Raw genomic sequence first — 26,727 nt, forward strand, 5'->3', positions numbered from 1 at the left:
TGTGAAAATTATTCGGAGCGAATCCGACTTTGCCCATGTTGCAGATTTTCAGGCCACCATACCTGAATTTGCGTCTTGCTGTGATGATCCCCATGATATCCTGTTTCGGGGAGATCACTTTGGCGGGGTTGTTTTGGAGGCCCGTGTGGACAATCACTGTGCCGGTGTGCTTTTTGGGTATCCTACGCGTGCCCACACGTGGTACAATCATATTACGGCGGTTGTGCCGAAGTTTCGTGGTTGCGGGGTTGGCTCTGCTCTCTTAGACGCTTTTGCCCAGGAGGCTACCCAAGCAGGAGCAACGACTCTGTTTGTTAAATCGAAAAACTGTTTCCCCTCCATGATACGTCTGCTTGTTAAAAAAGAGTATGCCATTATCGGGATGGAGAAAGAGAAAATCCTCTTTGAAAAAATACTGTAAGGATCTGTCTATGAATACCATAGCTCTTATTCCTGCTCGCGGAGGAAGTAAAGGAGTTCCTCGTAAAAATATACGTCCCTTTTGCGGTGTCCCCCTTATTGTACATTCTATAAAGGCGGCGCAAGAGAGCCATCACATTTGCTCTGTGTGGGTATCCACTGATGATGCTGCTATTGCAAAAGTTGCCCGTGATGCGGGAGCTTCTGTTATTCACCGTCCAGAGCGTCTTGCCGGTGATACAGCAACCACAGAAAGTGCCGTGGAGCACGCCCTTGCATACCTGCAGGAGCGGGGTGTTGGGGTTGATCGAGTCGTTTTATTGCAAGCCACCAGCCCCCTTCGTCCTCCCGCATGCCTTGATGCTGCATTGGAGCAGTTTCATCAAAATGGGTATGATAGCTTGGTATCCCTGTCTCCTACGCATCGCTTCTTTTGGACTACTGAGGATGATCGTGCTGTTGCCCAGTATGACTACACTCGGCGTCCTCGTCGACAGGATATGAAGGAAGAGGACCTCTCCTATGTGGAGAATGGGTCCTTCTATATTTTCACTCAAGCCCTTTTTGAAGAGAAAAAAAATCGTCTTGGTGGCACGATCGGGTATTATTGTATGGGAGAAGAGTACAGTTATGAAATAGATACAGAGGCAGATTTTCTCTTCCTCGAGTCATTGGCAAAAGAAGAACGGGGGAGAGAATGATTTGTTCCATGGAGACGCTCCGTCACATTGTGTTGGTAGCAACAGATATTGATGGTGTTTGGACTGACGGGAGTATGTATTACGGTTCATCTGGCGAGGAGATGAAGCGTTTTTCTACCTATGACGGAATGGCCGTGGCCCGTTTGCGCGAGCATGGGCTTCACTGTGCTGTTTTAACAGGGGAAAATTCTTCGGCGGTACATGGTCGAATGAAGAAGTTGGGGATTGTGCACTATTATCCCGGTGAAAAAGAGAAGCTTTTGAGAATGAGAAGCATCTGTAAAGATCTTCGTATCTCCCTTGATCAAGTGGCCTACATTGGCGATGATCTCAATGATCTTGCCCTTCTGCAGGCGGTAGGATGTGCTGCTATGCCTCATACAAGTCCTATTCAAAATATTTTTACTCCCCATTACACCACTCGTTGCGGGGGAGGTGCCGGGGCGTTTCGTGAGTTTACTGACTATTTATTGAGCTTTCGGAGCAGGGGATGATACTTCTGAGGATCTACCTTGTTGTATCTCCTCTTATCTGGGGTGTTTTTCGCCTTTTCTCATTGATAACCAGCAAGGGTCGTGAGCGTTTCTTTTCGGAGTATGGTTGTTTTGTATCTTCGTGGAGAACCGTCTCAAAGCTGCGACGGGATGGACGGACTCCCGTGGTAATTCATGCTGCCTCGGGAGGAGAGTACGAACAGGTTGCTCCGCTTCTTGCGCGAATTGATCGTTCCCAATATATTATTATCCAAACAGTTTTCTCGCCGACCATATTCCGAAAAATTCATGCTTCTGACATGAGTGACGTGACTTTCTACCACCCCCCCGACTCACTCTGTTCTGCTGTGCTCTTTTTTCTTCTTTTTCGTCCGGGACTCTATATCACAAATCGTCATGACGTATGGCCGGCGCATCTTTGGGTTGCGCGGCTTTTCAACTGTACCACCGCCTATGTTAATGCTAATATATATCCGGAGTCGGTGCGATATGCGCGGATTGCCCGCCCGTTTTATGCAGCGGTGTTTCGTCTTTTTGATACTGTTTTTACGGGATCAGATCGTTTAAGGCATCTTCTCCATGAGGTACAACCACGCATGGCAGTTTCTGTGGTGGGGGATACTCGTTTTGAGCGGGTTCGTGCTCGGGCGGAACAAAATTCTCGAAGGCATTTCAACGATGAGCCACAGGGAACGGTGCTTGTCCTGGGTTCTCTTATTTCCTCAGACTATGTTCCGGTGTTCACGGGGGTGTCTCAGTACCGCAGAAACGGTGGTGAGGTGGCCCATATTATCGTGGTCCCTCACGAGGTAGATGCCGCAGCCCTGAGAGAAGCGGAAAAAGCTCTTTCTCATCATGGTTTTACCAGTCATCGCTATAGTGAATCTCCTTGTTTTGGTAGAAGTGACGCTGTTATTATTGATTCAGTGGGAATTCTTGCTGAGCTGTATGCATATGGTGATTGGGCCTATGTTGGAGCCGGGTTTGGAGCAGGGGTTCACTCTGTTATAGAGCCGGCTGTCTATGCTCTGCCCGTCGCATACGGCCCCCGCTATACGCTTCTTGATGAAGCGGTTACTCTGGCAGAAGAAAACCTTACGTGGGTGGTACACTGTGCAACAGATTTTGCACACTTTCTTGCAGAAGGGCGAGAGCAGCACGAGCTTCTTTCTCAGAAACTCTCTCTGTTCATTTCTGCCTCATGCGGAGCTTCCACTGAAATTTCTGTGGAGCTTGGATTGAATTTACCATAACATCATGGTAGAATGAGGGGGATTCTTTGATGAGTGAGACCACATGATTTTTCCCGTTCGAACTGTTGAAACCCGTTGTGCCCTTTTTCTTCTTGCTCCACTTGGCGTAGGTGTTCTTGCCTATCTCTTTGTGCAGCCGCCCCTTTTTTCCGAAGGCTCGACAATGGGGGGCTTGGTATGTATCCTTGGTATGGGAGGCTTTTTTTGGGTATATACCGTTGTTCTTCTCCGTCGTATTCTTTTTCAACGGCTCCGTAAACTTTCTTCCTCTCTCTTGTCAGCGAAGGACAATCCCCATGGAGCCCTTCTTGTTTCAGATACAGGGGGGGACGATATTGCTGATATGATAGAAGCATATAATTCACTCATCAAATCATATGAGGAGTTTAAAAAGGATTTTGCCTGGGCTCTTCGCGAGTCACAGCGTGTTGCTGCAGAGTCGCAAAAATCGAAAGAAAAGGTGCTTTTACTGAACCAGCGTCTGAGCGAAGAAAGTCGATGCTCACAGGAGATGGCACAACGAGCTCATGCAGCTAGCCGTGCAAAGAGTGATTTTCTGGCAAATATGAGTCATGAAATTCGTACCCCCATGAACGGCATTCTTGGTATGAATGACTTACTTCTTGAAACAGCACTCCATCCCGAACAGCGTGAGTATGTGACGGTGGTACGTAACAGTACGGAAGCACTCTTGACGATTATTAATGATATTTTGGATTTTTCCAAGATAGAAGCGGGGAAGATGGAGTTTGAAAATATTACCTTTGATATACGGGAAATGCTGGATGATTTTGCGGCAACCATTGCCTTTAAGGCAGAACAAAAAGGGCTTGAATTCATCCTTTCCGTAGCCCCGGGGGTTCCGGGCTTTTTAGTGGGGGACCCCGGCCGTATTCGGCAGATTTTGCTGAATCTAGCGGGAAATGCCATAAAATTTACCGATGCGGGTGAAGTATCTGTGTTTTGTCGGGTGCAAAAGGATATGGAACAAACCATCCTTCTTGATTTTGATGTGGTTGATACAGGAATTGGCATAGAAAAGAAGAAACAGGAGGCAATTTTTGACAGTTTCTCCCAAGCCGATGCTTCTACAACACGTAAGTTTGGAGGGACAGGCCTTGGTTTGGCTATTTCAAAACGGCTTATTGAAATTATGGATGGAACCATTTCTGTTGTGAGCACCGTGGGAGAGGGTACTGCCTTTAGTTTTACCATCGCTCTGGAAAAGTCACGTAAAACATATACAAAGAGTTTTCAAGAGTATCATCTGCGGGGCGTATATGCCTTGGTGGTTGATGATAACGGTACTAATCGAATGGTGGTAAAGAAAAATCTCCAAAGCTGTGGTGTTTCTGTGGAGTGTGCGGAAAACCCTCAGGAGGCCCGTGAGATCCTGGCACGTTCTCATACACGGCGTACTCCCTTTACCGTGGCAATTCTTGATTTGCAAATGCCCTACGAAACAGGCGTTGAATTTGCTCGATGGATTCGTAAACGTTCAGAATATGACAGCCTTGCTCTTATTCTCATGACCTCCGTTAATTATAACAGGAAGAAAGAGCAGGAAGGGACATGGTCAGATCTTTTTTCTGCGGTGCTACTGAAACCTCTCCGGGCAACAAACTTATGTAACTCCCTCATAGATCTTGTGGGAAACCAAGACACTTCGGTGCCAGAGGAACCAGCGCCGCAGCAGCGAGCGGCTCGTCATTTTGAAGACCTCTCTGTTCTTATTGTGGAGGATAATCCGGTGAATCAGAAGGTGGCCCAAATGATGTGTAAGAAAATTGGTGTTACAGCCGATGTTGCCAGTAATGGTGAAGAGGCTTTGTGCTATTTACGAGAAAACCGGGTGAACGTGGTTTTTATGGATGTGCAGATGCCTGTTATGGACGGCTATGCTGCAACGCGCGCCATTCGCCGTGATCCTGAGGTGTTGCAGCGTGAGATACCCATTATTGCCATGACTGCTAATGCCATGCAGGGTGATCGTGAAAAATGTGTAACGAGCGGCATGAATGATTATATTGCAAAGCCAGTGAAACCGAATATGCTTCGAGAGAAGATTTTGCAGTGGGGTGTGCGTGATCGTCGCAATTTCTAAGGAGACCTCTTTTGCCGAAGAGGCTTCCCTGATTACAGCGCTCCTTAGAGCAGGGTTAAGTCGTTATCATATCCGTAAACCTAACGTTTCTACGGAGTCGGTGGCACATCTTTTGCGCGCTCTTCCAAGAGAGACATATCCCCATATCTCTGTACATGGGAAGGCAGATCTTCTGCCTCTTTTTCCGGATATCTCCTTACATTTGACTGGACGGGATGTAAAGGACGGGAAAAAAGGGCGCAGTGCATCTTGTCATACCTTTCGAGAAGTGAGTGTCTTAGAGCATTCAATGGAGTATCTTTTTCTCAGTCCCATGAGAGATAGTATCTCTAAAAAAGGGTATGAGCAACAATTTGACGATGCGTCCGTGCAGGACTTTCTTCGTAGAAAGCGATCGGCTGCTCTTATCGCCCTTGGGGGGATTACCTCTGCGCATATTCCATCCATGGCTTCTCTGGGATTCAACGGAGTCGCTCTCATGGGAGCTCTCTGGACAGCTCCCAATCCCTTGGAAGCTTTTTTAGAGTGCCAAGACGTGTATTTACGGTATTCGTGGAAGGATTACGGGGGTCGTCATGTGAGGATTCCCGACTGAGACATTTCCCTGATATACCTGATGAAGATGTTTTTCCTGTAAGACCTCCTCCGCAGGTCCTTCGGCAATAATACGTCCATGATTGAGGAGGTTAAGGCGTGAGCAAAAGAGTCCGGCCACGGTAAGATCATGAATAACCACAACCACTGTTTTCCCTCTATGGGCCATGGTGTGCATTAAGGAGAGAATATCTCCTTGGTGGGTAATATCAAGATGGGCCAAGGGTTCATCAAATAGATAGATATCCGGGTCTTGACAGAGGGCGCGGCAGCATTGGGCAAGTTGTTGTTCTCCACTGCTAAGGGTTGTTGTCTTTCGATGTGCCAAGTGGAGAATACCCACTTCTGTGAGGATCTTCTCTACTCGTTTTTTTTCTCCTCGAGGCCATAGGGGGGCATGGGAGGAATGATAGGGGGTTCTTCCAAGAGAGACGTATTGAAACACCGTAAGATTGAGCGCTGCCATACGCGGGGGAATCAGTGTCACTGTTTGTGCTCGGTGTTTCGGCGTGAGGCTGGTGAGGCATTTTCCGCCAAGCAGCAGTGTGCCCGTATGGGGGAGTATGCCCGTACACATTTTCAGAAGTGTTGATTTACCGCAGCCGTTGGGACCAATGACTCCAACTATTTCACCGGGATGGGCATAGAAAGAGAGGTTATGCAGTACCGTATGTGCTCCGTAGCCTCCGGAGAGATTGGTTGCGAAAATCCCCCTATTCATAGGGAATACTCTCCCTTTGTGTCTTTGAGGAGGAACAAAAAGACCACTGCACCGATAATGCCCGTAAGTACTCCCACTGGAAGCTCTATGGGAACAAAGAGTGTTCGTGCTAAGGTGTCACATACCAGAAGAAAAATACCACCTCCAAACCACGAAAAGAGCAGAAGCGGCAGGTGGTCATTTCCCGTAACTATTCGGACGGTATGAGGAATAACAAGACCGACAAATCCGATAATACCTGTTGCAGCTACGGAAACTCCCGTGAGAATTGCTGCGAGAAAAAAGAGAAGCGGGAGAATTCGTTGCGGAGAAATACCCAAGGTGTGAGCCTCATCAAAGCCAAGGTAGAGGGCGTTGATTGATGCTGTAGAGAGAAGGGCCAGTAGGAGACCAAGTATCGAGGTAATTCCCGAAAGATATACAAGGGGACGAAAGGGTTGCTCCAAGGACCCCATAAGCCAGTTGAGTATTTCTGAGATTGTGTGGGCGGGAGAAAGAGAGATAATGAGCAATACGAGGGATGACGCAAGAAAGCTAATCATGATGCCCCGCAGGAGAATTGTTGTATGTCGCTGTACAAGGCTTTGGCCCGGGGTTGGAATATACAGAAGAAGGGTTACTCCCATGGCGCCGATAAATCCAGCTACAGGGAGCAGTATCTGAGGAGGAATAAGGGGTATGGGGAGGATAACCGCCATGGCCACGGCAAAAGAGGCTCCACCGGAAATGCCCAGGGTGTAGGGTTCAATCATGGGGTTTCTGTACACCGCTTGAAGAATTACTCCAGCAGTAGCCAGGGAAGAACCTACGGAAAAGGCGAGCATACTCCGGGGCATTCGAAGGGTATAAAGAATTGTTGTATCAATTTCCGAAAAGCTGTTTCTATGAAAGAGGATTTCTCTAAGAGAAAGGGGGTACTCTCCAGAAGAGAGAGACCAAAGAAGTACGATCCCCGTGACAAGGAGGAGCAGAATGCTGCCAGAAATCAGAAGCAATGAGTTTTGACGGACCATACTATTGGTGTGTCTCCAAAATACGATTAATCCGAAATAGCACATCCATAAACATGGGCGGGCTGGGACTGCAAACAGAATCAGCATCCATAATAAAAACATTATCCGTTGCAACAGCTTTCAGGGAAGGGTGGTCCTGCCAATACTGCCGTATTTTCTCCTGGCTTTGCCCCATGGTTGTGGCGATAATAACATCGGGATTATGCCGATAGAGAGTTTCCATGGAGTAGTTTCCCCGCACCGCGTCGGCAGCAATATTTTTGGCACCACAAAGGGATAGGTAGTCATGGATAAAGGAGTGCTGTGTAATGGTAAAAAGGGGATCTTTCCCAATTTGAAAAAAAACCGTGGGGCCATCGTGCGTAGCACTTACTTTGTTGAGAGAGTCTGTTTGTGCTAAGAGAGAGTCGCAGAGCTTTTCAGCACTGAGGGAGTCTCCCACAAGAGAGGCAACGGCAATATACTGTCGACAGAGATCTGAAAAAGAACGAGGAGTATCAAAAACATGCACAGTTGCTCCGGCTTGTTCTAAGAGAGTACGTTTATTTTGGGGGGTGATGGGCGTAGTTAGGATATAGTCCGGTTGCAAGCGTAAGACCGTTTCAACATTGAGGGAGAGCACATCCCCCACAACCTGTGCATCTTCCACTGTGGAGTGCGAGGTGGTACCTACGATGTATTCAGTTTTTCCTAAGGATGCCAAGTAGTTATCAATGGCAGGGGATAAGGAGACAATACGTAGGTCTTCGGCATGCATCTGCAACACAAGCATAAGGAGAAGAAAGAAACATTTTTTATCGACGATTGTGAGAGACTCCTTCAAGAATACGGGAAAATCCCCGGGTCATTTTGTGTATGTCATCAAAGGTCAGGGTTGATTCTTCTAATAAACCGAGACGAATTTTTTCATAAATGATTTTCTTAATAAACCCATCAAGATTGGCCATGGAATCACCAGAGTAACTGCGTGAGGCAGCTTCGAGAGAGTCTGCCAAAAGAAGAATTGCAGTTTCTGCCGTCTGCGGTTTCGGACCGGTGTAATAATAGGTTTCCCGTGCAGGGATCTCTTCAGGATTTGTATGAAGGGCCTTATTGTAGAAATACTGCATACAGGCGTCTCCATGATGCTCCTGTATGGCAGAGATAATACTTCCCGGTAATTGATGTTTTTTTGCAAGGCGTACGCCCATTTCTACATGGTCAATTATCAGACGTGCACTCTCATGGGGAGGCATATGGTCATGGGGGTTTTCACAATTACCCTGATTCTCAATAAAATTACGGGGATCCTTTTCAAGTTTCCCGATATCGTGGTAGTACGCTGCTACTCTACAGAGCAGTGAGTTTGTACCAATTTCATCTGAGGCAGATTCTGCCAAATTAGCTACTAGTATGGAGTGGTTGTATGTACCAGGTGCTTCAATGGAGAGCCGTTTCATAAGGGGATGACTCATATCAGCAAGCTCAAGGAGCTTCATATCCGTGGTGATACTGAATCGAGATTCAATGAGAGGAAGAAGAAGAATGGTGATAATTACGGAAAAGAATACATCGGAGAAGGCAAAGGCGGCGGCGATCATGGTAAGATGAGGAGTTAATTCATAATTGTAGTAGATGGCTAAAGATACCACAACCGTATTGATGAGGGTGAGAAGAAGTACAATGCGCAGATAATCTTTCCTGTATCGGATGGAATGAGCCATATGTGAGGCAATTCCTCCCGTGATAAGGATTTTAATGACTGAAATAAAATTGAACTCCGTGGCAATACCAAGGTAGACTGCAAAAAAAACACTGATAAGAAGTCCTGTTTCACGATTAAAGAGCATTGATGCAAGAAATACTCCCACTAACATGGGAACACCGTTAAAAAGAATTTCCAAAGAGGTTGTTGCTGTGGTACTGTTTTCAAGAAAAAGGGTTGGAAAGAAAAGGTAGGCACCGCGGATAATAAAAAGCTGGAGAGCAGTCATGCACGATAGCAGAAGAAAATAGGTGTCGGCGGTGAGGTCTAAGGGGATGAATTGGCGAAGAAAGGTGATTATGAGCACGGAGAGAAGAGATAAGAGGAGCAAGGCAGATATATTTTTCAATATTTGCTGCCGTGAATCTTCTGCCCTTGTTTGTTCCTCCATGGATTGTAGCGTAGAAAGGATTTCATGGGTATGATGATCTACCCGTTGATGTTTTCGAACTATTTCAACATTTTCAATGACCTTTGTTTTTACTGAATCTATCTCTTCAAGTGCTTCTTCCACTGTGTGCAGGGTCTTAGCGGGTTCAAAGGTGTAGGTGTCCAAAAAAATCTGGTCCATTATCTTATACAATGCAGAGGTAAAGTACATGTTTTTTGATTGGTCCACGGAAGGCAGCTCTGACAAGACCGCATCATACACTTCTGGCCTGCTGTATAGGGAATCCTTTGAAACTACGGTTGTGTCATCACCTGTATATACACGGATATCTCGATGGATAGTGTTTTTTCGTAACTTATCTAATAACCGATCATCTTCAGGGGTGGGGAGTGTTTCCGGCATGGGAGCACGTATGCCACGGTCAATCATTGAAGATATTTGCTGTTGCGCAGCTTTTACAGCATCCTGATTTGCTCGCAGAGCCTTTGCCTCTCTGTACGTAAACAAGCCGAGGCTGTCGAGAAATGATTTCGCTTCTTTGTGTTCAATGCTATCAAAGGAGAGGATGGTATCAATTTGTGAGAAAATGTAGAGTGCATGGTTTTGTGCCCGTTGTCGTTTTTTCTCATCGTAGGTGTATACGGGATAGGCATCAGCAAGAAGACGTTGTTCTTCAAGACGAAGAAGGGTGTCATTTTTTAAAACTTCAAAGGTATAGGGGGCAATAATTGTTTTGGGAGAAACTTCTCCCACGGTGGGATAGCTACTCTTTTGTGCACCCTGTTCATAGGGAAAGGTGAGAATAAGCGCCGCTATAAAAAGAACGATTGCAAGGACAAACTTATAGTTCCGTCCTTCAAAGGGGGGACGCGACTTGTTAAGATGTGTAATAGTTCTGGTGGATCTTTTTTGTTGTTTCATGATGAAGAATAAGATCCCGGAAGAAATACCGGGATCTCTGTGTGGTACATACCTGTCTTATCGAGGTATTTCAAAAACCTGGCCGGGGAAGATCAAGTCTTCTGGACGATCATACTTCGGTTCATCCACAAGACGACGATACCGTTCGTAGTCGCGATCAATTGTTTGTCTATTTGCCCGATATATTTCAGGCCATCGGCTTGCATCTGAGTAAATTTTCTCAAATTCTGCAATACGATAGAGACAGTCACGATTACCGGGACGATCCTGTACAACATAGCTTGTTACTTGATCAGGAAGGTGATTCTTCACCCGTTCAAGCAAGGTGTCTAATTCGGCAATTTTGTCACGTATTTCCCAGAGGAGGGATACGGGTTGCTCTTTAAGTGCCATGATACGATCTTCATTTTCTGCAATTTCGCTTTTTCTTCGAAGCAGCTCTTCCGGTGTGATACCAAGAAGCAACTCCAGGTTGCGACGAATATCCGCAATTTCTTCCTTGGCAGCTTCAACGTCAGTTTCGGTGATACCCAGAATATCATATTTTTCTTGGATAACCGCCGCAATGCCTTCGTCAAGATCAGATAAAAGCTGTCGTAAGCTATCAATTTTTGCTTGTTCTTCCCCAATCTGATGACGAAGCTGCTGCTCTTCATCAAGCGCTTCTTGTAATTCAAGATTGTACGTTTCGATGGTCATAGTGTCATACTCGCCGGGGACCTTTTCATATTGCCATGCAGCGCTTGCGCTGGTGGCAGTAATAAAAAGGGCGGCTACTAGTGCGACTAGGTTATATTTCATTGCATACCCCTTCAATTAGTTTTCCCGTTGGTCCATCTGCTGCTGAATATCATTACGTTCTTCTTCGTGGCGTTGCAGTGTTCCCTCTTTGTCACTCACCTCTTGCTCAAGAAGGCGTCGCTCTTCAACTTTTTCGTATCGAGTTTGTTCTGCACTCTGTGCAGCACCGCGAGCTTCTTCCAATCGGTGGAGTTGCTCTTCATCGGGACGTTGCGTACAGCCGGTTAACATAAATGCAGACAGGGCTGCACTGATGGTAACAAGCTTCACCAGGTTCTTTCCAAATTTCATACGTATACTCCTCTAGTCTGTAGTAGGACAATCCTGTCGCTGGTTTAATCTAAAACTAAATATAATCATAGATAGTACATAATTCAATTAAAAGTTTATCATACCTCAAAATAAATAGAAATCCTTTTAGAGTGATCCCAATATTTTATCCCGGATAATGGTCAGAATATCACTTTGTTGAACAATCATATATGTTTTTTCATCGTACTCTATTTCAATGGCCTGTTTTTTAAGGAACAGTACGAAATCTCCTTTCTGAACCTGTAACGGTATGTACCGGGGAGCGTCCTCATGTTCATGCCATTCATCCTGTTCCAGAGAAGCGGGGATGAGATAGCCGGGACCTGTTTGTACAACGATACCGGATTTTACGGCGTTCTTTTTTTCTACGCTTTGGGGAAGGTATAGCCCGCCAGATGTCTTTTCTCCGTCACGTGCTGGTGCAATGAGAAGTCTGTCTCCGATTACAAGAATTTCTTTTTCCGCATGTGTCATAAGTAGTGTATTCCTTATACGACGCTGTTTTGAGGGGTTCCGGCGCAAAATTGTTCGATATTTTTGCAGGTGATTTCCATAGCTCTCGTGCGTGCTTCAAAACTGGCCCACGCAATATGGGGGGTTATCATGGTATTGGGCGCTGAGATAAGGGGGGATCCTGACACGGGAGGTTCTTCATGGAGTACATCAACGCCGGCGTGGGCAATCTCTCCATGGGTAAGGGCTTGTGCCAAGGCTGTTTCATCTATGAGATCTCCACGACCTGTATTGATAAGAAGGGCGGTTTTTTTCATCTGTTTCAAGGTTTCTGAATTAATGATGTGATGTGTCTCTTCTGTGAGGGGGCAGGTTAATACCACAATGTCACTGTGAGCGAATAAAGACTCTTTGTCCATAAATGTTACATTCGGTACATCCTCTTCTGGCACGGTGCGTGTGTGGCAACAAATGTGCATACCAAAGGCCTTCGCAATGGTGGCTACGGCTTTTCCGATATTTCCAAAACCGATGATTCCCATTTGTTTTCCTGCAAGCTCCATAAGTGGGTATTTCCAGTAGGAGAATTGTTCTGCCCGTTCCCATTCACCCTGTTTTACGGAATCTGAGTGTTCCCGAACGCGGTTTGTACTGGCAAGTATGTGGGCAAATACCATTTGTGCCACGGAGTCTGTACTATAGGCAGGAACATTACATACGGTAATACCCAGTTGCTTTGCTGTTTCCAGAGCCACATTGTTCACTCCCGTTGCAGTGACTGCCACAAGGCTAAGATGAGGCAATTTTTGAAGAATCTCCGGAGACAAAATTACTTTGTTGATAATAGCGATATCGCTTTCTTTGAGGCGTGCTATAACCATGTCCTGTGTAGTGTTTTCGTATATGTCAACCTCTCCAAATGTACGTAGTTGGTCCCACGAGAGGTCTCCTGGGTTGAGAGCGTGTCCATCAAGAACAGTTATTTTCATGCGTTCCTCCTTTTTATCGAAAATACTACAGGGCTTCAAAAAAATCCACTTTTCTACGGTGGATAAAAATTATAAAAGAATTTGTTGTGGGAGGGAGTTTGATATATATTATCGCCAAATTGGTTGCACCCTTAGCTCAGCTGGATAGAGCAACGGATTTCTAATCCGTAGGTCAGAGGTTCGAATCCTCTAGGGTGTACTTCCTCATCCTCTCCCATTGCCCAAAATGTACTGTTTTATAGTATTTATGTCTCCTTTTACGAACATGTTATGGCAGTCGTTAGGTGTTGCAAAATGTCGTGTATCTACGGTCATATCTTGGATCTGGCGGTGTTTGATATGCTGGATACGCAGGCTCTTTTCTCCACGGTGTTTGTACTACCTGCAGTAGACGGTGCACCTTTGCAAGAGAACCTTCATGGGTATATTGATCCAAGGCTTCTTCAACGAGATAATTTCGCGGAATGTATGTGGGGTTTGCTCGGTCCATACGTTCCTCCTGCAACCCTATTTTTGCAATAGTACGACGTATTCGTTGAAACTCAGTGGTGCCGTAGATTGAGTCATGAAAAGTGCCGGGACGGCGCAGTTCAAGAAAGGTGTTTGTGTAGTCTGCAGCAGAATATTCCAGCCACTGAAGAATGTCTTCAACCTCTTTTCGTCCGTCAATCTCAGGCGGTATTCCGAGTTTTTCCTGCATCATATGGAAATACTTTTTGGTAAACTTTGCATTGAAAGACTGAAGCACCTTGGTAAGCCGGTGTACTCCCTCTGTGGGGTGTGTTCCTACGAGAGGGGCAATGGTTTCGGCAAAGCGAGCGAGGTTCCAGAGAAGTATCTGTCGTTGGTTTTTAAAGGAGTATCTCCCGTGTCTGTCTATGGAGCTGAAGACCGTTTGTGGATCATAGGCATTCATGAATGCACAGGGGCCGTAATCAAAACTTTCCCCGGAGATGCTCATGTTATCCGTATTCATAACACCGTGGATAAAACCGATACGGTACCAGTCTATCACCATATCCATGAGTGCATGCATCACTTTCTCAAAAAAGAGGAGGTAGGAATCTTTCCTCTCTGTTAGTTCAGGATACAGTCGGTCTATGACGTAATCTGTGAATTGGCGTAATTCTTGCTCTGTTCCTGTTGCCGCGCGGTACTGAAATGTTCCGATGCGAATATGGCTGTGCATGCTTCGTATCAGCACCGCCCCGGTCTCTCTTTTTTGTCGATATACTGGCGTATCTGTTTCGATAACGGCAAGACTGCGAGAGCTGCGCACACCAAGATGTGCCAAGCATTCACTGTAGATATACTCCCGGAGCATGGCACTGGTTGTGGCTTTACCGTCCCCCCCACGGGAGTACGGAGTAGGACCACTACCTTTTAGCTGAATGTCATGGCGAATACCCCGGGGATCAATATGTTCCCCCAAGAGGGCTGCGCGCCCATCTCCCAGTATTGTAAAATTACCAAATTGGTGGCCCGCGTAGGCTTGGGCGAAAGGAGGTTCTACATATTCGCCCCGACGCAACATCGTGATAAGGTAAGATTCATCGGGGAGGGCATACTTTTTTTGGAGATTCGTATTAAAGAGCAGTGGTTTCGGATGGAGCATTTTAGCCGGCGTTACAAAGGAAAAAAGGGCCGGATCCTGATGGGTGTACGTTGTATGAAATCTAAATTCAGAAGTCATGAAAACCTCCGGAAAAGGGTGGAGGGATCGGTTCTTCTTTTCAATATATACTGGGGAGTTCTAATATGAGACTTTCATAACGGTAATGGTTGTGAATTACGTAAGAATTATGCTTCTACTACAAGGTTCCCTATAAATAGTAATACGGATTTGGAGTAAGATAGAGTAATTTAAACCTGCCCAATTGGGCAGGTTTGCTCTGTATTTAAGGAATGCGTAGCTGAAAATTTTTGTGAATATTTCCTGATTCAATTCGTACAAAATATACCCCGTGGGAAAGCGTTTTTGTGGCAATACGGTGCTCTTTTTGTCCTTGAGAAATTGCAATCTGTCGCCCCGCCGATGTCATCAAGCGTACCGTGGAGGGGGATTTGTCATGCAAAGCAACCGTAAAGAATCCGGGGCCATGGGTGATTTTTGTAACATCGCTGCGGGGTTCATAATCAGAGTCTATGGTATTGGTCGCACCTTCAGAGAAAAGGTATACTTGTTCTCCTGTGTTGAGCAAGATTGCATCATCCAGAATATGCACTCCAAACCGACGTATTAGATAAAGAGATTCATGAGGCAGTGGTGTCGGAGTAGGTATTCTTTCCCATGAACGAGCACCATCCTTGCTTAGAAAAAGAGCGTCATCGGTATCCCCTCGTGCTGCCACAAAGGTATCACCCATTTTTCCAAGAAAGATATACCCGTCGGTTTCTCTATCCGAGGCAATCCATGTGTTCCCCATATCAGGGGAAAGGTAGAGTGATCCTGTGGTGGTAAAACAATAGAGCGTATCCTCATGTATTGCCAATCGCTCGGGATGTTTTACACCGAGGGGGTCAGCTTTTTTTAGGGAGGTGTTGTTCGTATCCCAAAGGATTCGGCCACCGGAAATTGATGCATGTCCCTGACCTCCTCCACCTCCCCATAATGAAAATAGAAAGAGCACTCCTTCATCAAATACCAAAGGATCTATAAACTGGATAAATCCTATTCCTCCTCCTACGATAGAATCGACAAGGGTGTCGAAATGTCGTAAATGTCTATCAAGTTTTGAGATGTTACCTTTACCAGTACTTGAAAAAAGAATTCGTGTGGAGCCGTTTCGTAGGACTTTAGACCCTGGTTTCAGAGAGAGAGACCACTCTTCAGACCAATATTCACCATCGTCCCTTGAGTAGTACATTCGCGAGTCGCTCTTGTCTTCAATCGCAAAAAACAGGGAATCGAGGAGAGAAAATTCTACTACGGGATTTCCTGTAAAAAGCACAGCATTGGCTTGTTCTGTTTCTCTTGAATAACGGCGTATCATGGAACCGCTCTGATTTGAATGGGCTGTAAGAATCATGTTTGTGTTGCCGGAAACAGCGGTTATCTTCGTACCGGGTTCTGCTTCAGTAATATGCTCCCATTGGGCCAAAGAAGCCGTTGGAAAAAGACAAAGAATGAGAAATAGTGCCATACCGGGATTACACCACCTAGGGATCATGATTTTCATGATAGTACTCCTTAAAAAATTAAAATAGAAACTGCCCCGATGGTAAAAAGAAGGTGTATGAAAGCATATCGGGATTGAATATAAGATATACATTTTTTTCTCTAAATTAAAAAAAATGTTTGCACTCTTAAAAAAAGGTTCGTGGGGATACTCTACCAATCTATGTTAGTACTGTGCCCCCCCCTTATTTACAAAATCGGCATAGGGGGGCATGTAGAACTCAAATAATCAATAGATGAAAGCAATGAACATAATGGCTCTATTCTGCGGTGTCACTGGATTGCTATGTAAAAGTAGACCATATTACAGAACGTGTCACTATACCACCTCATCCGTATTTCCAAAAATAACAAGAGAAGTCATCGTTCCACTGTACAGGTTTATCTTTACAAAAAGATCTCTGGTTTTTCACAACTAATTTCACCCGTGGTTTCCTGCGCAAGGGAATTGGGGAGTCTTGACTATTATTGATTCGTGTCTATCTTCGTTTAATTTTCCGATGATTTCAAAGCCTGTGGAAAGACAGCTGTGAAGATATCCGTCGTCTTTGCATTCCATGAGAGGCGTTTTTTCTTGTCACGTTTTTGTCGTTTTATATGCAAAATTCCACGAGTATCCTTGAGATAGGGGGATAACTATTTTTTTTGGAATTTTCGAAAATTCTATAGTACCTTACTGCAAAATGCGAAGAAACGACCTTTAAAAAGGATGATTCGGATGAGACATGTAAGATGTACGGTGCTACTTATTTTGGTGGCAGCCCTTGTGGCAAGTGTTGTGGCTGAGAGTATGGGCCGAAGACCTATCTCGAGTATACCCACAGGAAAAAATATATTGCCTTAACCTTTGATGATGGACCTAATACCAATGAAACGGTTCAGATTCTTGATGAGGTGAAGCGTCTTGATCCCGAGGCTCGGGTAACCTTTTATATTAACGGTGATCAGGTGAATGATGAAACCATACCTGTAATGAGGCGTGCTACCGCAGAAGGACATGATGTAGACAATCATGGCTATTACCACTACTCTCATGGCGGAGCTCATTCCGATTCGAGGGATGATCAGGGCAACCAAGTAATCTTGGAAACGCCCGAAGAGGCTCGGGAGAATATTCAGCGAAATTCCGAATTGATTTATGACATAACGGGGTACTGGCCCTTTTCTTTCCGCGCGCCCTTTTTTGAGTGGGGAAGCCAGCTGGAAGGCCTTGACAGAAAGCTCAATATGCCCTTTGTACATGCTATTTATGATACAAATGACTGGAGTGTTAGCAACCAAGAAGATCCCGAAGGGATGGCTGCGGAGCTTCTTTCCAGTGATCGGGTTCGTTGTGGTACCATTATTCTTATGCATGATGCCCCTGCTGGAAGAAGACAGGGTACGGTTGATGCGTTGCAACACTTTATTCCCCAGCTGGTTGAGCGAGGGTATGTGTTTGTGACAGTGCGAGAGCTTTTTGCCATGAAACAAATGCAGCCTGAATTGTTTATTCCCCGGGATACGTGGAACCCCAATCCACGGGTACCCTTTGACGCAGACGACAATAGTGGAAGATACAGCCATGTTGATTTCTGGCCCGACCATGATACGTGGTGGGAAAATGATTGGTGGACCAACCCTACTCCCCCATGGGAACGAGATCTCGATGATGACAGTGGCGATTCCGATGATGAAATTACAACCTACACAATACAGGTTGATGGCGGATCTGCAAGCGCCGTACGGGCCCAGGAGGGAGAGATCGTAGATCTCACGGTGGGTACAGCCCCCGAAGGAAAGCGGTTTTTAGAATGGCGTGTTGTTTCAGGTGATATTTCTATTACGGATAACTCTTTTGAAGTTGGTACATCCAACGTTGTTATTGAGGCAGTCTGGGAATCAATTGGTGGTGATGATGATTCGTATATTGCGCTGCTTCCTTGGGAGTGGGCACAATGGGATGGCTACGCTGATACCACTTCCTCGGTAGAGATACACTCTGATGGTACAGAAGGTGATCTTGTGGCTGATTTAAATCGTGGAGAAAGCAATTCATATCTTGGGTTACTTCTCTGGCTGGAAGAGAGTGTTGATTTCTCAGATGCTACGGGCATGGAGGTTACCTATTCTGCCGATCGGGATTTCCGACTTGTTCTTTCAGATACCACCTCCTATGAAGATGGTGGCTGGGAGCCCTGTGGTGTTGTATTGCCTGCGGGGCAAGAGCGCACTGCAACCCTTTCCATAGAAGATGTAAGAAAGGGACTTCCCTCCGTATCTCCCGAAGGGGTGAAGGGTATTACCTTTTACCACACCGATAACGGGGAAGAGCTTACTCTTACCGTGACAAGCATGAGACTCTTTGGAGCCGAGTTTCTCACAGACGAGGAAACGTCTCGTATCTCTACGGATCACCAGAGAGTTCGGGATTCAGAAATTTCCATTGCAGGAATTAGTGGAACTCGATTGAACCTCAATGTTCCAGCTGCAGGAACATATACAGTGACAATCCACAGTGTAGATGGTAAGTTACTCTCACTGCGTGAGGTCAAACTGTCTCGTGGAGAAAATGCGGTTGGCTTAGACAATACCATGGCACGTGGCCCGGCAATTGTCCGTGTACAGGGCTCTAATATCCAGGCGGTGAAGAGAACCATTGTGCGATAAGAGCAGACATCATAGTGCAGAAAAAGGTAGGGGGTTCCCTACCTTTTTCTGTATCTCTTCGCAGGAGAGTGTAAGGAATTTTTTTTGGAGAACGGCAGGGTGTGGGTGTCGAATCTCTACGTGTCCCCTTGGCATATGACAAAAAGAGAAACAAGTAGTACAGTATGCAGAGAAATATACCTATATTGTGAGTGTGATGAATAGGATGAATCTTAAAGAGGAGTTTGTATGAAACAGGGGCGTATTTCTTTCTGCCTTATACGTAAAACCGCATCGTTTCTTTTGGGAAGTGCTTTGATTGGGGGGATTATTCGACGGTGTAGACACCATTCCTGCTTGTGTAAAAATGGAAATGTCAACCAAGAGCACGGAGAGTCTGCGGGCGTACAATCTCCCTTGGAGCTCTTAAAAAAACGGTATGTTCTGGGTGAAATATCCCGGAAAGAGTTTGAGCAAATGCGCCGGGATATTTCCGAGTAATTCCTATGGCTCCTTGATCAAGGAGCCAACTGAAATTTGCCCATAAGGGCGTGCAGGCTTTCTACTTCTTGATAGAGTTCTTCCGTTGATGAAGCGATATCCTCTGAGCTTGCGGCTGTTTCTTGCGTAATCTCATCAATTTCCTGTAAGGCTGTACTAATTTCCCGTACTCCCTGAGCTTGATCATGGGAGTAGTGTGATACCTTTTCAACTTCTGCCAAGAGCCCTTCCACTTGTTGTGTTACCGTATCCAGCATTTCCTGGGTTTCCTTGGCAATACGACTTCCCTCTTCAACAGTATTGGTCGAGGTTTCTACAAGCTCCCGTGTTTCACGGGCGGCCTTTCCACTGCGTGAGGCGAGGCTCCGTACTTCCTCGGCAACCACGGCAAATCCCTTGCCATGATGACCGGCACGAGCAGCTTCAACAGCAGCATTTAAGGCAAGAAGATTTGTTTGAAAGGCAATATCCTCAATAAGTTTTGAGACCGTTCGTATCTGCGCGCTCGATTTTTCAATATTTCCCATGGATGTAACCATCTCATGCATATGTTGCTGTCCTTCTACAACAATACTACTTGTTTCACGCCCCTGTTTTGTTGCGGTCGTGGTGATACGGGCATTTTCTTGTGCCTGACTTCCAATTTGCGTTACCGTGGCGCTAATTTCTTCAAGGTTTGCCGCGGTATTTGTAGCACGTTCACTGAGTTTCTCTGCTTCACCCTGTATGGACTCGGCACCCCGTGTTACGGTATTCACGAGGGATGCTCCCTTTTTCAAGGTTTCTCCCACGGTTGTTACCATACGGTTGAGGGAGTCTCCTAAGGTATCTACGGAAGAAGAGAGGGGAACTTTTTGCGTCCAGTCTCCCTTCGCAATAGTATCGGTAAGTCCCGTTTTTTCTTCAAGTCCGTGGGCAAGATGGTTTAAGGCTCGAATCATTTCTCCTATCTCGTCATTTCTTTCTTGCGGAACCCGTTTTGAGAAATCCCCCTTTGCCAAGGTGTGAAGAATGCCTGAGCAGCGTGAGATAGGCACCGTCACGGTTCGAATGATCCAGCGTCCTGCAAACACAGAAAGGGCAATAAGCAGTATGAGTGCTATGGTCGTAATGCGCCGTATACGGCTAACAAACCCCGGGATTGACTTCCGTGCTCCGGAGACCCCCTCCTGGGTAAGCTTCGTTGCGGCATGGGCGAGAGAGTCAACCTGAAGTACCGCCTCTTGGATGGCCGAAGAAGCAGATGACGAGGCCCTGTCTTCGTGATTATTCTGTATGGTATGGAGAGCTGCAATGGCTGTATCAGCCTTTGTGTGTACGCCTTCGCCGAGTTGCCAGAAGACGCCAGCGTGACGTTCTTCTTCATTCGAGACGGTCTCGGTGAAATAGTCAAATATAGGTATGATGTTTTTCTGGGCGTGGCGATACTGCTTTTGTGCTTGTTGCAACAGATGTGTGTCCTTTTCATGGAGGTAGGCATATCCATACATGCGTCCCCGTTCCAGATGGGTTTCTACGGTAATTATATCACTTACTACGGAGTTGATACGGTGTATTCTATTCCATAGTTGGGTAGAACTGATTGAAAGTATGCCGAAAATAATCAGGATGCTTGAAAGCATGGCATAGAGTCGAAATGGAATGGATGCGATTTTTTTCATGGTTGTTCTCCTCTGAAGATAGGTTTTACTCAGTCTATCATACCCGCTACGGGAATGCAAGAAGTGTTCTATGCTATTGAAAAAAAACGGGCTATGTTCTGTTATTACAGGTTTTCCTTCTCGTGTCTCCAGATACAACAGCTGGGGTACAACGAGGGAGGGAGTGCTTATTTCGCTAATTTATTGAAATGGTTGTGAAAATAATTGAAAGTGTTTCTCTTCTATGGTACCATGAATGAAACTCGTGATATATAACTTTTCGGGAGATCTTCAATGATACAGAAAGTACAGGGGTATGTAAAAAATATGGGAATACAGAAGAAAATTGCCGGAGGTATTATCTTTCTTCTGACACTGAGTTGCTTAGTCTTGGGAATTCTTGCTTACAGTGTTGCAGCAAATCTCGTACGGACAACCTTAGCAGAAACCCTCACCACCTTTGCACGGGAAAACTCAGAAGAAATTACCTTGCACATTCAAAATCATCTCCTCACCCTTGAGGCAGTGGCGGAACGCAATCACATTCGCAGTATGGATTGGGAGCTTCAGTTGCCTGCTTTAAGAGAACAACGCGAGCGATGGGGTTTTTTAGGGATTGGCATTGTGTTCCCCGACGGAACGACCCAGTATGCAGATGGAACCACTGCTGATTTGGCAGATAGAGAGTATGTGCAAAATGCCTTTGCGGGAGAAGCAAATATGTCTGATGTAATTATCAGTCGCGTAACCGGTGATCCCGTGGTCATGCTTGCGGTACCAGTGCGTGATACCACTGAAGAGATCGGAGCGGTTCTCATTGCACGGCTTGATGGGTTTATTCTCTCTGGATACACTGATGATATGGGGTTTGGAGATCGTGGGTATGCCTATATTATTAACGGAGAGGGAGCGGTAATCGCTCACCCTAACAGAGATTTTGTGCGACAGGGGCTTAATATAATAGAAGAGAGCAAACACGATGAGTCCTTGCTCCCCTTGGCAAATCAAAAACGATCCATGATTGCCGGAAATGCCGGGTATGACGAATACTGGTTTCAAGGTTCTTTTCGTCTTTTTGGTTATGCTCCCATAGAGGGTACAGATTGGTCTATTGCAATAGGTGCAGAGCGTGATGAGGTTTTGGCCAGCCTCTATGCAATGCGGAGAAACTTTATCTTTCTTGCTCTGCTTATTATTGTGATCGGAGGAGCAGTATCCTTTTTAACCGCACGAAGTTTAACCCTTCCTATTATTCGCATTCATGAGGTTGTACAAAAAATCGCTGTAGGTAATTTCCGTGATGAGTGTCCTGTATATGGAACGGATGAGGTAGGGCGAATTGCTGAAAGTGTGAATTTGTTGAGAAACAATCTGTATGAGTTTATGATGGCCCTTGATGCGGTTGGTAAGGGAGATCTTACGGTGGAATTTCCCGTGGATGATCCAGAAGACCAGATTGTCCCTGTGGGAAATCAGATGGTTGCGGGGCTACGACAATTGGTAAGTAAGCTTCGCGATGTGATTACGCAAGTGGAGAGCGGATCGACGCAAATATCAGATGCCTCACAGGACCTTAGTGAAGGAGCAACCAGTTCTGCTGCTAACATCGAGGAAATAAACTCCTCTATTACGGAGATTGGCTCGCGGGCAAAAAAGAATGCCGAAAACAGCCAAAAGGCGCATGACATAGCCGAAGATACCAATACAAAAGCGCATGAGGGAAGCAGCTGGATGAATGATATGGTCTCTTCCATGGGAGAGATAGAAACCGCCAGTGAGAAAATACGTAAGGTAACAAAAATTATTGAAGATATCGCCTTTCAGACAAATCTTCTTGCCCTTAATGCCGCCGTGGAAGCAGCACGTGCAGGAACGCACGGCAAGGGCTTTGCCGTGGTTGCTGAGGAAGTACGAAGCCTCGCTTCACGCAGTGGAAAGGCCGCCCGTGAAACCCGTGAGCTTATAGAAAGCTCTGGAGAAAAGGTGTCCAAGGGCAATGAGATTGCACAGAAGACCTCTGCCATGCTATCACAGATTACCGAAGGAGTGGAGGAGCTATTAACCGTTATCGATGAAGTGTCTGTTTCTTCATCAGATCAGGCCACAGGAGTTGAAGAGATTGGGGCATCCCTCCATGATGTGGATGAGATTGTCCAGCAGAATGCGGCAAGCTCTGAAGAGACTGCTTCGGCGGCTGAGGAATTGTCTTCTCAGGCAGAGGATTTAAAGGCCTTGGTGGAAAAATTCAAATTGTCGTAGAATTGATGTTGTGAATGTTTCAGGGGAGCGGTGTGTGTAGTTTTTTTGAGAAGGTCCAGGTTGTTATTTAAAAAACATATCATACAATTAGTACTGATAGTATTTCATTTATCTGAGGAGATTTCTATGAAACGATGGAGTATGGTGGCTTTGGTTGCGTTCTTTTTAGCCACGAGTATTATATCCGCACAGGATGGTTTTAATTTGTATGGGTTTCTTGATGTTGATGCCGATCTACATTTTATCGACGATGATAACCCCATGTTGCTCAACTCTCATGACAATTCCTTTATGTTTCGTCAAGGGAGGCTGCATAAATATTTTGATTATCGTCCCCATGATAATATGCGTGTCTTAACTGAGGTGGGGTTTCACTGGCAGCCCCATGGTCGGTTTGAAACAGGGCAGCGTATGGTATTAAACAGTCAAGATGTTGATGTTGCGCAAGACCCTGTTGAATATGAAAATCTGCTAGATCTGCGGGAAAGTGGAAGAGGAGAAACCCCTGCTACTTCTGTGTCGCTCCAGCGTGCCTGGATGGAATATAACTTATCACAATATTCAAATATTCGTATTGGCCGTTTTATTACTCCTGTCGGTATTTGGAACGTTGACCATGGCTCTCCTGTGATTGTCACCGCCATGCAGCCCTATAGTACGGGTTTTGTTGAAGTCTTTCCCACGGCACAGACAGGTCTTATGTACTATGGTCGTACTTATCTAGATATGTACGACCTTGATTACAAGATCTATGTATCATCCGGGAGAGATGTACAACCCATAGATGAACTGGCAGATATTTCAATTGGTGGAAATGTGAAATTTAGAGCCATAGACTGGGGGGAGGGGTTTGAGTTTGGCCTCTCAGCGTATACGGGGATTGATCGAGCTCAAAGCCAATGGGCTGATATGGGGCTTACCATGTTGGTTGACCCGCAGGGAAATCCCATTCTTGATGATGCCAATGAACCGATTTTTATTCCCGATGGACACGTACGTCTTGATACAGAGATGCACCAACAAACTCGTGAGCATGCCTTTGGTGTAGATGCAAAATTTGAATTTAACAATTTCCTTTTTCAGAGTGAATTCAATTACAATCTCTTGAAAAATCAACTTGCAGGTGATGAAGAATCTTCTGTTTTTGGAACATATTTTCTCTGTGGATATACCTTTCATATAGATCCAAATTTCAACCTCATGCCCTATGCTCTTTTTGAGTATATTCAGGCAAATGATTTGTATGAGTACGATTCCTCTCTTCCTTCAAATGCAGTCTTCTACGATGGCAGGCAGATAAATCAGTTCCATGATTATGGTCTTTTTTCAAGCGGATATGCCGATCAGGCTCACGGACTCATTTTGGGTGTAAATGCGAACATTTTTGGAAGAAGCAATATTAAGTGTCAGTATACCCACATAAATATGAATCGTGATGTGAATTCTTCAAGTGATAATGATGCCATGAACTTTGGTGTTCTTAGTCTTCAGTTTACCGTGGCATATTAAGGAGTATACTATGAAACATATTATTATTTTACTTATGCTGAGTGTTTCTCTTTTTGCAACAGAGTTTGTTGTGGTTGTACATCCGGGCAATACAAAAGAAAGCATTAGTCCTGCTATGCTTCGTCGTTATTACACGGGAAGAGCAAATGAGATTGATGGAAAGCGAGCGGTTCCCATAAATTTCACCCTTGATTCTGAGCTTGCCGAAGCATTTTTGTCTCAAGTTGTTCGACGCTCCCCCGCTCAGTATCGTCAAGATTGGTCGGATCGCCAAATACGAGGAGAAGGATCTGCCCCCATGGTTCACGGTAGTTTTGATGCTATTATTGGAATGGTTAACACTGTTCCGGGGGCTATTGGGTATCTTCCTGCAGATCAGGTTGATGAACGAGTGAAGGTAATTGAGTTAAAATAGGAGGAATCTTTGAGAAATAAGCAGATGTCACTTCAAAAACGTTTTTTGATCTCCATAACGATAGTCGTATCTCTTATACTGGGGGGGCTGTTTGTAGGCCTGCTCCAGAGAAATAACTATCTTATGGAGTCAAACATGAATCGGGAAATGGAACTAATCAACCGTTCCTATGAAGAAAAGGGAGAACTACTTGTGGGGCTTATTTCTCAAATATCTCCCGTAGCTATAATGAGCATGGATCAGTACACTCTGCAAACCTATGCATCACAATTGCTACGAGACGAGGATGTGTTTCGACTTGATTTTATTGATACTACAGAGGCGTCGCTTCTCTCTCTCTCCAATGAAGAGGGAGAGGGAATGCATGATTATCTTCTTTTTGAGCGTGATATTATTACAGATGAAGAACAGCTTGGTGTGGAGATGCATCTTGGAAGTGTTCAAATCTATTTTTCAACTCATCGTTTGGAAGAGCAGTGGAGGGCGTCTGAGAATCGTATTGTACGGGAACGGCAACGGCAAAGAATTGCCTTTTTGGGTCTCTTTGCAGGAATACTCTTTGTGGTTCTTTTTGCAATATACTTTCTGCTTCGATTCATTGTTATTGCTCCCGTTCGCAAGGGAGTTGGTATACTTCAAGGTATATCAGAGAGCGGTGATCTAACCATAGACTTAGAGCATGCTTTTTCTGGAAAAACAGTAACAAAAGAGATGCATCTTTTCGGTACTGCCGTGAAAGATATTGTTGAATCTCAGCGTAAGATGGTTGCGTATGTACGTGAACTTGCTCAGGGAAATTGGATGGTTCAGTTGGAACAGAAGTCTCCTAAGGATGAACTTGCTGTATCTTTAAATAAAATGATTATACAAGTTCGTGATGCCTTAGGTCATGTGCGTAACTCCGTAGACCAAGTGCAAAGCGGTTCGGCACAGATATCTAATGCTTCGCAGGATCTCAGCGAAGGAGCCACCAATTCTGCTGCGAACATTGAAGAGATAAATTCATCCATCACAGAGATTGGTTCCCAGGCCAAAACAAATGCGGAAAATGGAGAAAAAGCACGCAGTATTGCAGAAGATACCAATACAAAAGCCCAAGAGGGAAGCAGCTGGATGAATGATATGGTCTCCTCCATGGAAGAGATAGAAATCTCCAGTGAGAAAATACGAAAAGTAACAAAGATTATCGAAGATATTGCCTTTCAGACTAATCTTCTTGCCCTTAATGCTGCCGTGGAAGCAGCCCGTGCAGGGCAGCACGGCAAGGGCTTTGCCGTGGTTGCCGAAGAGGTGCGCAGCCTTGCGTCCCGCAGCGGAAAGGCTGCCCGGGAAACCCGTGAACTCATAGAAAGTTCCGGTGAAAAGGTACGCCAGGGCAGTGAGATCGCCCATAAAACCTCCGCCATGCTTACGGAGATCACCACAGGAGTGGAGGAGCTTTTGACTGTCATAGACGAAGTCTCAGCGTCCTCATCTGATCAGGCCACGGGAGTGGAAGAGATCGGCGCTTCCCTCAACGATGTTGATGAGATAGTACAGCAGAATGCCGCAAGCTCTGAAGAGACCGCATCCGCTGCGGAGGAGTTATCCTCTCAGGCTGAGGAGCTGAAGGCTCTGGTGGGGAAATTTAAATTGTCGTAACTGGTTGTTTTTTGTAAATGCACGGGGAGCGGCGTAAGTTGCTTC

At 45.6% G+C, this 26,727-nt stretch carries 22 protein-coding genes, 1 tRNA gene and 1 pseudogene; 13 read left to right on the forward strand and 11 right to left on the reverse strand.

Going from position 1 to position 26,727, the window contains the following annotated elements; all coding sequences use genetic code 11:
* Nucleotide 1 precedes the first annotated feature (1 nt).
* The 6 genes from CALK_RS11880 to CALK_RS01625 are packed head-to-tail and all read left to right on the forward strand — an operon-like array spanning nt 2 to nt 5,567.
* Nucleotides 2-421, forward strand: a complete 420-nt coding sequence (locus CALK_RS11880; RefSeq protein ID WP_022635889.1) for a GNAT family N-acetyltransferase — start codon at nt 2-4, stop codon at nt 419-421.
* A gap of 10 nt (nt 422-431) precedes the next feature.
* Nucleotides 432-1,121, forward strand: a complete 690-nt coding sequence (locus CALK_RS01605; RefSeq protein WP_022635890.1) for an acylneuraminate cytidylyltransferase family protein — start codon at nt 432-434, stop codon at nt 1,119-1,121.
* On the forward strand, nt 1,118-1,615 hold the full coding sequence (locus tag CALK_RS01610; RefSeq protein WP_022635891.1) for a KdsC family phosphatase: 498 nt from the start codon (nt 1,118-1,120) through the stop codon (nt 1,613-1,615). The genes CALK_RS01605 and CALK_RS01610 overlap by 4 nt, the downstream gene beginning before the upstream one ends.
* A complete protein-coding gene (locus CALK_RS01615) occupies nt 1,612-2,868 on the forward strand; it encodes a 3-deoxy-D-manno-octulosonic acid transferase (RefSeq protein WP_022635892.1) in 1,257 nt (418 codons plus the stop codon). Before CALK_RS01610 ends, CALK_RS01615 begins: the two co-directional genes overlap by 4 nt.
* Before the next feature lie 43 nt (nt 2,869-2,911).
* Nucleotides 2,912-4,972 (forward strand): response regulator, encoded by a 2,061-nt coding sequence (locus CALK_RS01620; protein WP_022635893.1) that lies wholly within the window; start codon nt 2,912-2,914, stop codon nt 4,970-4,972.
* On the forward strand, nt 4,953-5,567 hold the full coding sequence (locus CALK_RS01625) for a thiamine phosphate synthase (protein WP_162146687.1): 615 nt from the start codon (nt 4,953-4,955) through the stop codon (nt 5,565-5,567). The genes CALK_RS01620 and CALK_RS01625 overlap by 20 nt, the downstream gene beginning before the upstream one ends.
* Here the strand turns inward: CALK_RS01625 and CALK_RS01630 are convergent.
* From CALK_RS01630 to CALK_RS01665, 8 genes are all read right to left on the reverse strand, one after another.
* The gene (locus tag CALK_RS01630) at nt 5,514-6,287 is read right to left on the reverse strand and encodes an ABC transporter ATP-binding protein (RefSeq protein ID WP_022635895.1); all 774 of its coding nucleotides are present in this window, start codon (nt 6,285-6,287) and stop codon (nt 5,514-5,516) included. The two genes, CALK_RS01625 and CALK_RS01630, sit on opposite strands and share 54 nt — an antisense overlap.
* Nucleotides 6,284-7,300, reverse strand: coding sequence for a FecCD family ABC transporter permease (locus CALK_RS01635; protein WP_022635896.1), 1,017 nt, complete (start codon nt 7,298-7,300; stop codon nt 6,284-6,286). The genes CALK_RS01630 and CALK_RS01635 overlap by 4 nt, the downstream gene beginning before the upstream one ends.
* A 1-nt stretch (nt 7,301) precedes the next feature.
* Nucleotides 7,302-8,123 (reverse strand): ABC transporter substrate-binding protein, encoded by an 822-nt coding sequence (locus CALK_RS01640; RefSeq protein ID WP_022635897.1) that lies wholly within the window; start codon nt 8,121-8,123, stop codon nt 7,302-7,304.
* Complete coding sequence (locus tag CALK_RS01645; protein WP_022635898.1) at nt 8,095-10,356, reverse strand: HDIG domain-containing metalloprotein; 2,262 nt, start codon at nt 10,354-10,356, stop codon at nt 8,095-8,097. The genes CALK_RS01640 and CALK_RS01645 overlap by 29 nt, the downstream gene beginning before the upstream one ends.
* A gap of 57 nt (nt 10,357-10,413) precedes the next feature.
* A complete protein-coding gene (locus CALK_RS01650) occupies nt 10,414-11,157 on the reverse strand; it encodes a hypothetical protein (protein WP_022635899.1) in 744 nt (247 codons plus the stop codon).
* A gap of 15 nt (nt 11,158-11,172) precedes the next feature.
* Nucleotides 11,173-11,448, reverse strand: coding sequence for a hypothetical protein (locus tag CALK_RS01655; protein ID WP_022635900.1), 276 nt, complete (start codon nt 11,446-11,448; stop codon nt 11,173-11,175).
* Between the two features lie 126 nt (nt 11,449-11,574).
* Entirely contained in the window at nt 11,575-11,943 is a 369-nt protein-coding gene (locus CALK_RS01660) for a co-chaperone GroES (RefSeq protein ID WP_022635901.1), read from the reverse strand.
* Nucleotides 11,944-11,957: 14 nt separating this feature from the next.
* Nucleotides 11,958-12,911: a D-2-hydroxyacid dehydrogenase gene (locus tag CALK_RS01665; protein WP_022635902.1), complete on the reverse strand. Its 954-nt coding sequence runs from the start codon at nt 12,909-12,911 to the stop codon at nt 11,958-11,960.
* Between the two features lie 125 nt (nt 12,912-13,036).
* Here CALK_RS01665 and CALK_RS01670 point away from each other — a divergent pair.
* Nucleotides 13,037-13,110, forward strand: a tRNA-Arg gene (locus tag CALK_RS01670).
* 81 nt (nt 13,111-13,191) lie between these two features.
* Here the strand turns inward: CALK_RS01670 and CALK_RS01675 are convergent.
* A complete protein-coding gene (locus tag CALK_RS01675) occupies nt 13,192-14,604 on the reverse strand; it encodes a protein adenylyltransferase SelO (RefSeq protein WP_022635903.1) in 1,413 nt (470 codons plus the stop codon).
* 205 nt (nt 14,605-14,809) lie between these two features.
* On the reverse strand, nt 14,810-16,090 hold the full coding sequence (locus tag CALK_RS01680; RefSeq protein WP_022635904.1) for a T9SS type A sorting domain-containing protein: 1,281 nt from the start codon (nt 16,088-16,090) through the stop codon (nt 14,810-14,812).
* A gap of 827 nt (nt 16,091-16,917) precedes the next feature.
* On the opposite strand from CALK_RS01680, the pseudogene CALK_RS01685 reads away from it, so the two are divergent.
* Both CALK_RS01685 and CALK_RS01690 read left to right on the forward strand, forming a co-directional pair.
* Nucleotides 16,918-18,738: pseudogene (locus CALK_RS01685) on the forward strand (polysaccharide deacetylase family protein); the annotation flags it as partial.
* A gap of 228 nt (nt 18,739-18,966) precedes the next feature.
* The gene (locus tag CALK_RS01690) at nt 18,967-19,218 is read left to right on the forward strand and encodes an SHOCT domain-containing protein (protein ID WP_022635906.1); all 252 of its coding nucleotides are present in this window, start codon (nt 18,967-18,969) and stop codon (nt 19,216-19,218) included.
* Nucleotides 19,219-19,235: 17 nt separating this feature from the next.
* Here CALK_RS01690 and CALK_RS11885 read toward each other — a convergent pair whose 3' ends face one another.
* Complete coding sequence (locus CALK_RS11885) at nt 19,236-20,879, reverse strand: methyl-accepting chemotaxis protein (protein ID WP_022635907.1); 1,644 nt, start codon at nt 20,877-20,879, stop codon at nt 19,236-19,238.
* 273 nt (nt 20,880-21,152) lie between these two features.
* Here CALK_RS11885 and CALK_RS01700 point away from each other — a divergent pair, with 273 nt between their 5' ends.
* The 4 genes from CALK_RS01700 to CALK_RS01715 all read left to right on the forward strand — a co-directional run bounded on the left by CALK_RS01700 (nt 21,153) and on the right by CALK_RS01715 (nt 26,682).
* On the forward strand, nt 21,153-23,117 hold the full coding sequence (locus tag CALK_RS01700; protein ID WP_022635908.1) for a methyl-accepting chemotaxis protein: 1,965 nt from the start codon (nt 21,153-21,155) through the stop codon (nt 23,115-23,117).
* A 126-nt stretch (nt 23,118-23,243) separates the two neighbouring features.
* Nucleotides 23,244-24,626, forward strand: coding sequence for a hypothetical protein (locus CALK_RS01705; RefSeq protein WP_022635909.1), 1,383 nt, complete (start codon nt 23,244-23,246; stop codon nt 24,624-24,626).
* 10 nt (nt 24,627-24,636) lie between these two features.
* On the forward strand, nt 24,637-25,041 hold the full coding sequence (locus CALK_RS01710; protein ID WP_022635910.1) for a type 2 periplasmic-binding domain-containing protein: 405 nt from the start codon (nt 24,637-24,639) through the stop codon (nt 25,039-25,041).
* A 9-nt stretch (nt 25,042-25,050) separates the two neighbouring features.
* The gene (locus tag CALK_RS01715; protein WP_155851762.1) at nt 25,051-26,682 is read left to right on the forward strand and encodes a methyl-accepting chemotaxis protein; all 1,632 of its coding nucleotides are present in this window, start codon (nt 25,051-25,053) and stop codon (nt 26,680-26,682) included.
* Nucleotides 26,683-26,727 lie beyond the last annotated feature (45 nt).

Source organism: Chitinivibrio alkaliphilus ACht1 (genome assembly GCF_000474745.1).
GTDB lineage: Bacteria > Fibrobacterota > Chitinivibrionia > Chitinivibrionales > Chitinivibrionaceae > Chitinivibrio > Chitinivibrio alkaliphilus.